Genomic DNA, 12,881 nt, shown 5'->3' on the forward strand with positions numbered 1-12,881 from the left:
TTCACTCCCGACTGCAAGTGAACCCTCAAACAAGTCCTACGTATTACTCCGTGACCACACTCGGCGAACCCAGGTTGGCCAGGCGCACGCTGTTCTGCACTTGCTGGATTTCACCCTGTGAAGCGATCGGCCCCAGTCGTACCCGATGCAGCGTCTGCTGATTGCGTACGATCGAGCTGATGAACACCGGGGTGCTCACCATCCCGCTGAGTTTCGACCTCAGGAGTTCCGCGGCGTCCGGGTTGGCGAACGCTCCCACTTGCAGATACTGACCAGCGGCTGGTGAGGAAGCGCTTTTTTTGGCATCCAGCTGAACGGGCACAACTGCAGCGGCGTGTTGCTGTGGCGGTGGTGTCCATTGCTCGACGGTGCCGGCCGAAGCCGTGATCGTCGGGGCGCTATTCTGCGCGACTTGCGGCTCGTTGAGCATCAAAGGCGCTGGACGGCCTTTGGCTGCCCACCATTGTTGCGGGTCGATGCCTTCAACCTTGACCCGGGCGGTGCCGATTTCGGCATAGCCAAGCTTCTTGGCCGCCGCGTAGGACAAATCGATGATGCGGTCCGAATAAAACGGCCCACGGTCGTTGACCCGCAGGATCACGCTCTTGTTATTGTCCAGGTTGGTCACCCGAACGTAACTTGGCAATGGCAGTGTCTTGTGTGCCGCGCTCATGCCATACAGGTCATAGACTTCGCCGTTGGCGGTGTTCTGACCATGGAACTTGGTGCCGTACCAGGACGCGGTACCCGAGGCGACGTAAGTCTTGGAATCCTGCAGCGGAAAATAGGTTTTGCCCAACACGGTATACGGGTTGGCCTTGTAGGGACCGGTGTGCAGGGTCGGCGTGGCATCCGGGATGCGCGACACATCGACATCCCACCACGGCGCGCCATCCTTGTGGGCACGGTTGATGTCCAGCCCCGGCATGGAGCGCACGGCGGTGGAGGACTTCTGGGTCGGCGAGCGACTGGTCGAACAACTGGCGACCAGCACTGCCAACACGGCGAATGCCATCAGCTTCAGGGGTTTACTCATAGGCAATGCCCGCATTACTTGACGCCCCGTGCTTGGACCAACTGTTCTGACAGTTGATGTACGGCCATGGCGTACATCACGCTGCGGTTATAACGCGTGATTGCATAAAAATTCTTCAGGCCCATCCAGTATTCGGGGCCATTATCGCCTTCCAGGCGGAATGCGGTAACCGGCATATCATCGCGCAGCGCATCATGACTTGACCAGCCCAAGGCCCGCAAATCTCCGACGGTTTTCGTCGGTTCGATGCCGTCGGTCAAACCTTCGTCGACCTGATCGCCCCGGACATCGGCACGACTGACCACCGGCTCCCCGGCCACCCAGCCATGTTGCTTGAAGTAACTGGCGACGCTACCGATGGCATCGTCCGGATTGGTCCAGATATTAATGTGGCCGTCACCGTCGAAATCCACCGCATAGGCGCGAAAGCTGCTCGGCATGAACTGCGGAAGGCCCATGGCGCCGGCGTAGGAACCCTTGAGAGTCAATGGATCGACCTGCTCTTCCCGGGCCAGCAGCAGGAACTCACGCAATTCCTTGCGGAAAAATTCGGCACGGGGAGGATAGTCGAAACCCAGAGTCGACAAGGCATCAATTACCCGGTAATTGCCGGTATTGCGTCCGAAAAAGGTCTCAACGCCGATGATTGACACAATAACCTGGGCCGGTACGCCGTATTCCTGCTCGGCGCGGGCCAACACCGCCTCATGCTGACGCCAGAAGTCCACACCGCGGGCAATCCGCGCGTCGGTGATGAACATCGGGCGATATTCGCTCCACTGCTTGACCCGCTCGGCGGGTTTCGAGATTGCATCCAGAATCGACTGTTTGCGCTCGGCTTCACGGAACACGCCCATCAGCTGTTCGCCGGCAAAGCCGTAGTCGCGGGTCATTTCGCCGACGAACTCGGCCACCTGGGGTGAGCCCTCATAATCGCCGGCCAACGCTTCCTGCGCATTGCCAAGGATGCTTACCAGGCCGACCCATGGCGCGTATCGAGTCGCCCAGCCACGCATTACTTGCATTGAACTCTTCACCTTATTCAAACCTGTGCGATCCACTTGCGATGGGTATGGATCGACATCAAAACCCCAAACGCTGACAGCAGCGTCACCAGCGAAGTTCCTCCGTAGCTAATGAACGGCAACGGCACCCCCACCACCGGCAACAAGCCACTGACCATACCGATGTTGACGAAAACATATACAAAAAACGTCATGGTCAGACTGCCCGCCAGCAATTTGCCGAACAATGTCTGGGCCTGGGCGGTGATCACCAACCCGCGACCGATCAACAACAGATAGATCAGCAGCAATGCACAGATGCCCACCAGGCCGAACTCCTCACCCATCACCGCAATAATGAAGTCGGTGTGGCTTTCCGGCAGGAAGTCCAGATGTGACTGGGTACCCAGCAACCAGCCCTTGCCGAATACACCGCCGGAACCGATGGCGGCCTTGGACTGAATGATGTTCCAGCCGGTGCCCAGCGGATCGCTTTCCGGGTCGAGGAAGGTCAGGATCCGCTGCTTCTGGTAGTCGTGCATGATGAAGAACCACATCGCCACGGCCACCGGCACGGCGGCGGCCAGCACGCTGAGGATCCAGCGCCAGCGCAGCCCGCCCATGAACAGCACGAACGCACCGCCAGCCAGAATCAACAGCGAGGTGCCCAGGTCCGGCTGCCGAACGATAAGAATGAAAGGCAAGCCAATCAGAAACAGACTGACGCCCACATGCTTGAGCTGCGGCGGCAACGTGCGCTTGGACAGGTACCAGGCGATGGTCGCCGGCATCAGGATTTTCATGAACTCCGAAGGCTGGAAGCGAATCACCCCCGGGATGTTGATCCAGCGTGTGGCGCCCATCGCGTTGTGGCCCATCACGTCCACCACCACCAGCAACAGCACACCGAGCACATAACCGACCGGCACCCAGCGGGCCATGAAGCGCGGCTCGAACTGGGCAATGACGATCATCGACACCAGGCCGATACCGAACGAAGTCGCCTGCTTGGCCAGCAGGTCCCAGCTCTTGCCACTGGCCGAATACAGCACGAACAGGCTGCCGGCGGCGAGGGTCAGCAGCAGAATCAGTAGCGGGCCGTCAATGTGCAGACGTTGCAGCAGCGTCGCACGACGACGCATCACATCCTCACTGGAGAGCATGCGATCAAAATTATTCATCACGGGCGGTAGCCTCCGCACTGTTAGGGCTGGCGTATTCGGCTTTGAGTCGACCGTCCTGATCCAGTAGCCAGGCGTCCATGACTTGACGAACCACCGGCGCGGCGACGCCGGAGCCGGACTCACCGTTCTCGACCATCACCGACACCACGATTTTCGGGTCATCGGCCGGCGCAAAGCCGACGAACAAGGCGTGGTCGCGATGGCGTTCCTGAACCTTGGAGCGGTCGTACTTTTCACCCTGCTTGATCGCGACCACCTGGGCCGTACCACTCTTGCCGGCAATCCGGTACTGCGCACCGATCGAGGCCTTGCGCGCCGTACCACGGGCGCCGTGCATCACTTGCTGCATACCGTGGTTGACCTTGCTCCAGTCGGACGGGTCGCGCAGGACGATGTCCGGCATCGGGTTGGGATCCACCGGTTTCTTGCCTTCGATGGTCTTGGCCAGGTGCGGACGGTTCCATACGCCTTTGTTGGCCACCAGCGCGGTGGCCTGGGCCAGTTGCAACGGAGTCGACTGCATGTAGCCCTGGCCAATCCCGAGAATCAGTGTTTCACCCGGGAACCATGCCTGGCGGCGTGTTGCACGCTTCCACTCGCGCGTAGGCATCAAGCCCGGAGACTCTTCGAACATGTCCAGCGAGACCTTCTGACCGATGCCGAACTTGCTCAGGTACGACGACAAACGATCGATCCCCAGCTTGTGAGCCAGGTCATAAAAGTAGGTGTCGTTGGAGCGCATGATGGCCGTATCGAGATCGACATAGCCGTCGCCGGTACGGTTCCAGTTGCGGTACTTGTGGTCGTAGTTGGGCAGCATGTAGTAGCCGGGATCGAACACCCGGGTCGAGGCCGTGACCACGCCGGAATCCAGACCGGCAATCGCCACCGCCGGCTTGATCGTCGAGCCTGGCGGATACAGACCGCGCAGCACGCGGTTGAACAGCGGCCGATCGATGGAATCGCGCAACTCGGAATAGGCCTTGAAGCTGATGCCGGTGACGAACAGGTTCGGGTCGAAACTCGGCTGGCTGACCATCGCCAGCACTTCGCCGGTTTTCGGGTCCAGCGCCACCACCGCACCTCGGCGACCGCCGAGCGCGGCTTCGGCGGCTTCCTGCAATTTGATGTCCAGGCTCAGGACGATGTCCTTGCCGGGAATCGGATCGGTACGCTTGAGCACCCGCAACACGCGGCCCCGAGCGTTGGTCTCGACTTCCTCATAACCCACCTGGCCGTGCAGCTCGGGCTCGTAGAAACGCTCGATGCCGGTTTTGCCGATTTGATGGGTGCCGCTGTAACTCACCGGGTCCAGAGACTTGAGCTCTTTCTCGTTGATCCGCCCCATGTAGCCCACCGAGTGCGCAAAGTGCGCGCCCTGCGGATAGTGACGAACCAGTTGCGCGACCACTTCCACCCCTGGCAGGCGGAACTGGTTCACGGCGATTCGCGCGATCTGCTCTTCCGTCAACTCGAACATGATCGGCACCGGCTCGAATGGCCGACGCCCCTGGCGCATGCGCTTCTCGAAAATCACCCGGTCCTCGGGCGTCAGCTCCAGCACCTGGACGATCACATCGAGCACTTGCTGCCAATCGCCAGAGCGCTCACGGGTCATGCTCAGACTGAAGCTGGGCCGGTTATCGGCAATGACCACGCCGTTGCGGTCGTAAATCAACCCACGGGGTGGCGGAATCGGCTGCACATGGACGCGGTTGTTTTCCGACAGGGTCGAGTGGTACTCGTACTGGATCACCTGAAGGAAATACAGCCGCGCGATCAGCACGCCAATCAGTGTCACAACCGCAATTGCGCCGAACACGACACGACTACGCACCAGACGGGCGTCTTTTTCGTGGTCCTTGATGCGGATCGGTTGAGACATGAGGGCAGAACTACTTGTGGTAAGGGTGGCCGGACAACACGGTCCAGGCACGATACAGCTGTTCGCCGATCAGAATTCGCACCAGCGGGTGCGGCAACGTCAACGGCGATAGCGACCAGCGCTGATCGGCACGGGCACAGACTTCAGGCGCCAGCCCTTCAGGGCCACCGACCATGAAGTTCACTGTGCGCGAGTCCAGCCGCCAGCGATCGAGTTCGACCGCCAGTTGCTCGGTACTCCAGGGCTTGCCGTGGACTTCGAGGGTGACAACACGCTCGTTCGGCCCGACCTTGGCCAGCATGGCTTCGCCTTCCTGACGGATGAAGCGCGCCACGTCGGCGTTCTTGCCGCGGGTGTTGAGCGGTATTTCCACCAGTTCCAGCGCCAGCTCGGACGGAAGACGCTTGGCATATTCATGCCACCCCTCTTCCACCCATTTGGGCATGCGTGAACCGACGGCGATCAGTCGCAGTCGCACAGCCGTTCCTTATTCCTGGTCTTTGTTGAGCTTGTTGAAATGCTCGTGACCAACTTCAGGGCTGTGGTGTTTGCCATCGGCGGCACGGCTCTGCTCGGCACCTTTCCAGAGACGCTCGAGGTCGTAGAACTGACGGGCGTTGGAAGTCATCATGTGGACAATCACGTCGTCCATGTCCAACAGCACCCAGTCGCTGTCGCCCTTGCCTTCTTCGCCCAGCGGCTTGATGCCCAGAGCCTTGACCGCTTCGCGGACCTTGTCCAGCATCGCGCCGATCTGGCGGTTGGAAGTACCGGTGGCGATGATCATGTAGTCGGTGATGCTCTGCTTGTCGCGGACATCGATGACCAATACGTCCTGGGCCTTGACGTCTTCCAGGGCCGCTACGGCGATCTTGACCAGATCTTCGCCTTTGGGCGCTTCAGCGCTGAGCACCTTTTCCGGCAGCGGAGCACTCTTGAATGTGCCTTTGCGCTTTACTTTGTTTACGTCGTTGTTCGTCATAAAAAACTCGTTTTGCTCGTATGTTCGGGCGCTTCAATACACGTTGTTGCTACGTGCCTTGAGGCACTCCTATTCAGTTCGACGCACGGTAGAGCCCGTGCGCATCGATGTAGGCCAGGACCGCGTCGGGCACCAGGAAACGTACCGACTTACCGCTGGCCAGCAGTTGACGGATCTGGGTGGCGGATACCGCGAGCGGTGTCTGCCAGACGAATGCAATCTGTCCGCTCGGCCCTTTGAGGGCCAGCGGGTCGCTCACCGAGCGCGCTGCCAGCAGGTTGCGCAAGGCATCCGGCGGTTCGCTGTCGGCATCCGGGCGTTGCAACACCAGGATATGGCAATGCTGGAGCAACTCTTCCCAGCGGTGCCAAGTGGGCAGGCCGCAAAAAGCGTCCCAGCCCAAAAGCAGAAAAACCTGGTCATCCGCGGCCAGTTCGGCGCGCATCAGTTCCAGGGTATCGATGGTGTAGGACGGTTTGTCCCGCTGCAATTCGCGGGCGTCCACCACCAACGGCGCCACACCGGACACCGCGCACTTGACCATCGCCAGACGGTCTTTGGCCGACACCTGCGGCGTATCCCGATGGGGCGGCCTGGCACTGGGTGTCAGACGCAGCTCATCGAGCGCCAGCGATTCGGCGACTTCCAGTGCACCGCGCAAATGGCCGATGTGCACCGGGTCGAAGGTTCCGCCCAGTACGCCAATACGGCGAGGAATAGGCTCGCTGGCAGTGACCGGGGCTGACGGGTCGAGGTCGCCCAAGTCAGGCCGACTCCTGTCCGCGCAGCTGTCCATCGCCGACCACGACATACTTCTCGCAGGTCAAACCTTCGAGGCCGACCGGGCCGCGGGCGTGCAGCTTATCAGTAGAAATGCCGATCTCGGCACCCAATCCATATTCGAAGCCATCGGCAAAGCACGTCGGGGTGTTGATCATCACCGACGACGAGTCGACTTCAGCCACGAAACGCCGGGTGTCGCCCTGGTGTTCGCTGACAATCGAATCGGTGTGGTGAGAGCCGTAATGGTTGATGTGCTCGATGGCCTGCTCCAGCCCGTCGACCACGCGAATCGACAGGATCGGCGCCAGGTATTCGGTGCTCCAGTCTGCTTCCGTGGCCGGCAGCGCATCAATAATTGCCCGCGTACGATCGCAACCACGCAGCTCGACGCCTTTTTCGCGGAACTGGGCAGCCATCGGCGGCAGGAAATCCTCGGCTACGGTTTGGTCGACCAGCAGCGTCTCCATCGCACCGCAAATGCCATAGCGGTAAGTCTTGGCGTTGAAGGCGATACGCTGGGCTTTGGCGAGGTCGGCGTGAGCACTGACGTAAACGTGGCAGATGCCGTCCAGATGCTTGATCACCGGCACGCGGGCATCACGGCTGACCCGTTCGATCAGGCCACGGCCACCACGGGGGACGATGACATCCACGTATTCCGGCATGGTGATCAATGCACCAACGGCGGCGCGATCGGTGGTTTCGACCACTTGCACCACGGCAGCCGGCAGATCGGCCTCGGCCAGACCGCGCTGGATACAGGCGGCGATGGCACGATTGGAGTGAATGGCCTCGGAGCCGCCGCGCAGGATAGTTGCGTTACCGGACTTCAGGCACAGGCTTGCGGCGTCGATGGTCACGTTCGGTCGCGACTCGTAAATAATCCCGATCACGCCCAAGGGCACGCGCATCTTGCCGACCTGGATCCCCGACGGTCTGTAGCTCATGTCACGGATCGCGCCGACCGGATCCGGCAGCGCCGCGACCTGACGCAGACCGACGATCATGCCGTCGATGCGCGCGGGGGTCAGCGCAAGCCGTTCGAGCAGGGCCGGTTCCAGACCATTGGCGCGGCCAGCTGCCAAATCCAGCTCGTTGGCAGCCGTCAGCTCGGCGCGAGCCGCGTCCAGCGCATTGGCAGCGGCCTGCAAGGCGCGGTTTTTCTGCGCGGTGCTGGCACGGCCGATGACGCGGGAAGCCTCGCGGGCGGCGCGGCCCAAGCGGGTCATGTAGTCAAGAACGGACTCAGTCATGGTCTGGAAGGGTCTTTATGAGGTCTTGGTAAAGAATAAAGCGGCAGATTATAGCTGTCGCGTCCACTGACTAACAGCGGTGACGGGCGGATGGTCGAAATGGAGGGCAATTTGCCGACGTTAAGCCGGGATTAAGCCGCAAATTGTTATCATCACGACTCAATCAGCCCTGATAAACGCCGTTCATCATGACTAATCTGACTGTTCGTGAGTCCGCCGAGAGCCTGCCCAAGGGCCTCCCGGACGCTTTTTTCGATCGTGACGCCCAAATTCTGGCCCGGGATCTACTGGGCAAAGTCATCCGCCATCGGGTCGGCGACCTGTGGCTCAGTGCCAGGATTATCGAAACCGAAGCCTACTACTGCGAAGAAAAAGGCAGCCATGCATCCCTCGGCTACACAGAAAAGCGTAAGGCTTTGTTTCTGGATGGTGGCCACATCTATATGTATTACGCCCGAGGTGGCGATTCCCTGAACTTCAGCGCGCAAGGCCCGGGCAATGCCGTACTGATCAAATCAGCCTACCCGTGGGTCGACGAATTGAGCGGACCGGCGAGCCTGGCGCAGATGCTGCTGAACAACCCCGACGCCAAAGGCCACCCTCGCCCCTCGCAGAAACTGTGCGCGGGGCAAACGCTGCTGTGCAAGTCCCTGGGACTGAAGGTGCCCGTCTGGGACGCCAAACGCTTCGATCACGAAGTGCTGCTGGTGGAAGACGTCGGACAGACACCCCCCCATATTATCCAGGCGACCCGCCTGGGCATTCCGCACGGGCGCGACGAACACCTGATGTACCGCTTCGTGGACGGTGCCTATGCCGCCCATTGCACGCGGAACCCGCTGAGACGGGGGCAGGTCGAAGGTCGCGATTATTTTGTGCTGTCCTGAATGCTGACAAATTTTTGATGCGACCCTATTGCTGTGGGAGCGGGCTTGCCCGCTCCCACAGGGTTCGGTGACGTGTGGATTCAACAGGATCAATTGAACATTCAATGGAGTTGTCTTTATGGGCCCATGGCTCGATAGCGTGACCGCCTGGTTGACGGTCAACCCGCAATGGCTGGCGGCGGCGGTATTCATGGTTGCGTTCGTGGAGTGCCTGGCGATTGCCGGCCTCATCGTACCCGGCACGGTTTTACTGTTCGCCGTCGCGGTACTGGCCGGCAGCGGTGCGCTGTCCTTGAGCGAGACCCTGTTGCTGGGATTTCTCGCTGGCGTGCTGGGCGACGTCGTGTCCTATTTCCTGGGACGCCATTTCCATCAGAACATCCGGCGCCTGCCCGGGCTGCGCCATCACCCGGAATGGATCGCCGGGGCCGAGTCATACTTTCAGCGCTACGGCATCGCCAGCCTGCTGGTCGGGCGCTTCATCGGCCCCTTGCGGCCAATGCTGCCGATGGTCGCGGGGATGTTCGACATGCCCTTCCCACGCTTCTTCGCCGTCAGCCTGCTGGCGGCGGCGGGATGGTCGGTCGCGTATCTGCTGCCGGGCTGGACCACCGGCGCGGCGATTCGCTTGCCATTGCCCGAGGGCTTCTGGCTACAGACCGGGATAGTCGTCGGCAGCATTGCGGTCATGGTGGGATTGAGCGCCACCAGCAGCCTGCGCAGCCACCGCAACGCCACGATGTTCATTGCCGGCATGAGTTTTCTGATACTGGTGGGATTGTTTATCGGCTACCCGCACCTGACGGCACTCGATCAAGGGGTGATGACCCTGATCCAGGAACACCGCAGCCCGGCGCTCGACGAAGTGGCCGTGGTTTTCACGCTGATTGGCGAATTCCGCAACATGCTGCTGTTCAGTGCCTTGCTGGTTGGACTGCTGCTGGTCACCCGCCAATGGCGTCAGGCGATCTTCGCCGGCAGCACGCTGATGTTCACCGCACTGGGCAACACCCTGACCAAACACTTTTTCGCCCGCCTGCGCCCCGAAGTGCTCAGCGACCCGTTGACCAGTTACAGCATGCCGAGCGGCCATGCGTCAGGCTCTTTCGCGCTGTTCCTGACCCTCGCCGTGCTGGCCGGCCGCGGACACCCACCACGGATGCGCCTGACCTGGCTGCTGGTGGGATGCCTGCCGGCGCTGGCAATCTCCCTTTCCCGCGTCTACCTCGGCGCGCATTGGCCGACGGATATCCTGGCCGGCGCGATGCTGGCGGCGTGCGTCTGCGCGGTGAGCCTGGGGTTGAGTCAGCGTCAGACTTCGCTCAATGCCCTCCCGCCCAAGGTGTGGTGGCTGGTATTGCCGGCGCTGGTGGCGTTGTTCGGATTCTTCGTGTTGCGGAATTTGCCGCACACGATGCTGCGGTATGCCTATTAAGAAAGCTCAGGCAAACAACTCGCCCTGCAACTCGTCCAGCAACGCCTGAATCGCATCCAGTCGTTGCTGCGGATCATCGAGCTGCAGGAGGTCGATCTTGTCCACCTCGGCAAACGGCAACAGGTAGGCCAACTGATTGGCCAGCGATTGTTGCCCCGTTGCTTCCGTGCCCATGTTCAGCGCTTCGACCATCGGGTGTTCGGCCAGCGCCTTGAGCAAGGCCACCAGATCGGCGTCCTCGTCCTGCAGCGGCTGCTCGGGCTCATCCTCCAGCCACTCGACCTCGGCGACAGTCAACTGATCGCGCTGAACCTCAGTGCGCAAGACATGGAATCGCCGACCGCCCTGGACTCGAATCCCGAGCAGGCCGTTGTCCTGCTGTTTGAAATCGGTGATCAGCGCCTCGCAGCCGACCAGCGCGTAACCCGCCGGAGCGATGCCGACTTCTTCGCCGTCGAGAATGCATACCACGCCGAATCCGCCGCCCTGTTTCATGCAGCGGCCGATCATGTCCAGGTAGCGCGCCTCGAAAATCTGCAAGTCGAGGATGCAACCGGGGAACAGCACCGTGTTCAGCGGAAAAAGCGGCAGACTCATAGACATTTCCTTCAAACCATCATCGACACCGCCAACGGCAGGAACACCGCCGTGGCCACGCCCATCAAACTCATCGCCAGCGCCGCGAACGCGCCGCTCTCTTCACTTTCCTGCAAGGCCACCGACGTGCCAACCGCGTGGGCCGTCATGCCCAGCGCCATGCCACGTGCCTCAGGGCTGTGGACACCGAGCCGGGTCAGCAGACTCGGGCCGAAAATCGCCCCGAGCACACCCGTGATCAGCACGAACACCGCCGCCAGCGCCGCGACGCCTCCGATTTGCTCGGCCACCAGCATGGCGATCGGTGAAGTCACCGACTTCGGCGCCATGGTCATCAGGATCATGTGTTCGGCGCCGAACCACCAGCCCAACAGCACACCCATGCCTGTCGCCACCACGCCGCCTATCACCAGCGTAGTAAAAATCGGCCAGAACAACTGCCGAATCCGCCGCAGGTTGAGGTAAAGCGGTACGGCCAGCGCGACCGTCGCCGGGCCGAGCAGAATGCTGAGAATCTCGGTGCTCTTGCGGTACTCGGCGTAGGTCAGCCCGCAGCCCACCAGCACACCGATCACCAGCAACATGGAGACCAGCACCGGCTGCAAAAAGATCCAGCGGGTTTTCTCGAACGCTGCCAGCACCAGTTGATAGGCGCCGAGGGTAATGCCGATACCGAACAGTGGATGGTGAATCACCGACGTCCAGGCGCCGTGCCAGTCGAGGATCATTGGCTGTCCCCGGAAGAATGTACGTGACGCTTGATCAAGCGCTGCATCAACACGCCCGCGAAGGCCATGGACAGCAGCAGCGACAACACCAGCGCACCGACGATGGCCCAGAAATCCGCGGCAATGCCCTTGGCGTAAACCATCACGCCCACGGCCGGAGGCACCAGCAGCAGGGGCAAGTAACGCAACAGACTGCTGGCCGCCAGATTCAGCGGCTCACCGACCTGGCCACGGCTGATCAGGTACACCAGCAACAGCAGCAGGCCGACAATCGGCCCCGGCAGCACCGGCAAAAACAAATGGTTGATCGCGGTACCGAGCAATTGGAACAGCACCAGCCAGGTCAGGCCACGTAACAACATTTTTCATCTCCCGCAAAATCCGTCACCCGCATTGGCCCGGGCATTATAAGCACGCCAGCGCTATAGACCGGCATTCGCCAAAAGCATGGTCGGTTGACCGGAGCACTTTGCCATGTTGATCTAAAGTGGTAAGCCGGGAGGCAAATTCCCTCTACTTCAACACTATAAAACCGATGAACCCAAGGAGAGTCTCAATGCCCTATGTTCCAGTTGCAGAGCTCAAAGATTATGTCGGCAAGGAACTTGGACGTTCCGAATGGCTCACCATCGATCAGGAACGCATCAACCTGTTCGCTGAAGCCACAGGGGACTATCAGTTCATCCACGTCGATCCGGTCAAAGCCGCGCAAACGCCATTTGGCAGCACCATCGCCCATGGATTCCTGTCGCTGTCGCTGATCCCAAAACTGATGGAAGACATCCTCGTCATGCCTGAAGGCTTGAAAATGGTGGTCAACTACGGCCTCGACAGCGTGCGTTTCATTCAACCGGTCAAGGTCAATTCGAAAGTGCGCCTCAAAGTCGACCTGACCGACGTCACCGAGAAAAAACCCGGCCAATGGCTGCTCAAAGCCACCGCCACCCTGGAAATCGAAGGTTCGGACAAGCCGGCATACATCGCCGAGCCATTGTCGCTCTGCTTCGTGTAAACCATCCGGATGCGAAGCAGGTCGCACTGTTTCGCATCACCTCCTTTTATACCGGCTGTATAAGGTCACATAGCTACGGCATACTCCGTCGCCTA

General features: G+C 60.6%; 14 protein-coding genes. 3 read left to right on the forward strand and 11 right to left on the reverse strand.

From position 1 onward, the window contains the following. Positions 1 to 43: 43 nt before the first annotated feature. The 8 genes from ACGJAX_RS02695 to ACGJAX_RS02730 form a co-directional block, all read right to left on the reverse strand. Positions 44 to 1,051 carry a septal ring lytic transglycosylase RlpA family protein gene (locus ACGJAX_RS02695; protein ID WP_248915626.1) on the reverse strand — a complete coding sequence of 336 codons (1,008 nt, stop codon included), beginning with the start codon at positions 1,049 to 1,051 and terminating at the stop codon, positions 44 to 46. Further along, complete coding sequence (gene mltB, locus ACGJAX_RS02700; RefSeq protein WP_090325482.1) at positions 1,051 to 2,061, reverse strand: lytic murein transglycosylase B; 1,011 nt, start codon at positions 2,059 to 2,061, stop codon at positions 1,051 to 1,053. Before mltB ends, ACGJAX_RS02695 begins: the two co-directional genes overlap by 1 nt. Before the next feature lie 17 nt (positions 2,062 to 2,078). Then, entirely contained in the window at positions 2,079 to 3,182 is a 1,104-nt protein-coding gene (gene rodA, locus ACGJAX_RS02705) for a rod shape-determining protein RodA (RefSeq protein WP_090327560.1), read from the reverse strand. Between the two features lie 31 nt (positions 3,183 to 3,213). Then, positions 3,214 to 5,109, reverse strand: a complete 1,896-nt coding sequence (gene mrdA / locus ACGJAX_RS02710) for a penicillin-binding protein 2 (RefSeq protein WP_090325484.1) — start codon at positions 5,107 to 5,109, stop codon at positions 3,214 to 3,216. Between the two features lie 10 nt (positions 5,110 to 5,119). Further along, positions 5,120 to 5,587: a 23S rRNA (pseudouridine(1915)-N(3))-methyltransferase RlmH gene (gene rlmH, locus ACGJAX_RS02715; RefSeq protein WP_007937439.1), complete on the reverse strand. Its 468-nt coding sequence runs from the start codon at positions 5,585 to 5,587 to the stop codon at positions 5,120 to 5,122. Between the two features lie 9 nt (positions 5,588 to 5,596). Next, positions 5,597 to 6,091, reverse strand: coding sequence for a ribosome silencing factor (rsfS, locus tag ACGJAX_RS02720; protein ID WP_247254608.1), 495 nt, complete (start codon positions 6,089 to 6,091; stop codon positions 5,597 to 5,599). Between the two features lie 73 nt (positions 6,092 to 6,164). Beyond that, on the reverse strand, positions 6,165 to 6,809 hold the full coding sequence (gene nadD, locus ACGJAX_RS02725) for a nicotinate-nucleotide adenylyltransferase (RefSeq protein ID WP_390959796.1): 645 nt from the start codon (positions 6,807 to 6,809) through the stop codon (positions 6,165 to 6,167). Between the two features lie 46 nt (positions 6,810 to 6,855). Then, complete coding sequence (locus ACGJAX_RS02730) at positions 6,856 to 8,127, reverse strand: glutamate-5-semialdehyde dehydrogenase (protein ID WP_247254606.1); 1,272 nt, start codon at positions 8,125 to 8,127, stop codon at positions 6,856 to 6,858. A gap of 188 nt (positions 8,128 to 8,315) precedes the next feature. On the opposite strand from ACGJAX_RS02730, the gene ACGJAX_RS02735 reads away from it, so the two are divergent. Both ACGJAX_RS02735 and ACGJAX_RS02740 read left to right on the forward strand, forming a co-directional pair. Then, positions 8,316 to 9,014, forward strand: a complete 699-nt coding sequence (locus tag ACGJAX_RS02735) for a DNA-3-methyladenine glycosylase (RefSeq protein ID WP_090325492.1) — start codon at positions 8,316 to 8,318, stop codon at positions 9,012 to 9,014. A gap of 118 nt (positions 9,015 to 9,132) precedes the next feature. Beyond that, positions 9,133 to 10,449 carry a VTT domain-containing protein gene (locus ACGJAX_RS02740; RefSeq protein WP_390957358.1) on the forward strand — a complete coding sequence of 439 codons (1,317 nt, stop codon included), beginning with the start codon at positions 9,133 to 9,135 and terminating at the stop codon, positions 10,447 to 10,449. A gap of 6 nt (positions 10,450 to 10,455) precedes the next feature. Here the strand turns inward: ACGJAX_RS02740 and ACGJAX_RS02745 are convergent, their stop codons facing one another. Genes ACGJAX_RS02745 through ACGJAX_RS02755 form a run of 3 tightly spaced genes read right to left on the reverse strand, consistent with a single transcriptional unit; the run spans position 10,456 to position 12,136 of the window. Beyond that, a complete protein-coding gene (locus ACGJAX_RS02745; protein WP_090325497.1) occupies positions 10,456 to 11,046 on the reverse strand; it encodes an LON peptidase substrate-binding domain-containing protein in 591 nt (196 codons plus the stop codon). A gap of 11 nt (positions 11,047 to 11,057) precedes the next feature. Further along, complete coding sequence (locus ACGJAX_RS02750) at positions 11,058 to 11,774, reverse strand: LrgB family protein (RefSeq protein ID WP_390957359.1); 717 nt, start codon at positions 11,772 to 11,774, stop codon at positions 11,058 to 11,060. Next, positions 11,771 to 12,136, reverse strand: coding sequence for a CidA/LrgA family protein (locus tag ACGJAX_RS02755; RefSeq protein WP_390957360.1), 366 nt, complete (start codon positions 12,134 to 12,136; stop codon positions 11,771 to 11,773). The genes ACGJAX_RS02750 and ACGJAX_RS02755 overlap by 4 nt, the downstream gene beginning before the upstream one ends. Positions 12,137 to 12,330: 194 nt before the next feature. On the opposite strand from ACGJAX_RS02755, the gene ACGJAX_RS02760 reads away from it, so the two are divergent. Next, positions 12,331 to 12,786, forward strand: coding sequence for a MaoC family dehydratase (locus tag ACGJAX_RS02760; protein WP_090325503.1), 456 nt, complete (start codon positions 12,331 to 12,333; stop codon positions 12,784 to 12,786). Positions 12,787 to 12,881 lie beyond the last annotated feature (95 nt).

It is taken from the genome of Pseudomonas moorei (assembly GCF_042846945.1).
GTDB classification, from domain to species: domain Bacteria; phylum Pseudomonadota; class Gammaproteobacteria; order Pseudomonadales; family Pseudomonadaceae; genus Aquipseudomonas; species Aquipseudomonas moorei.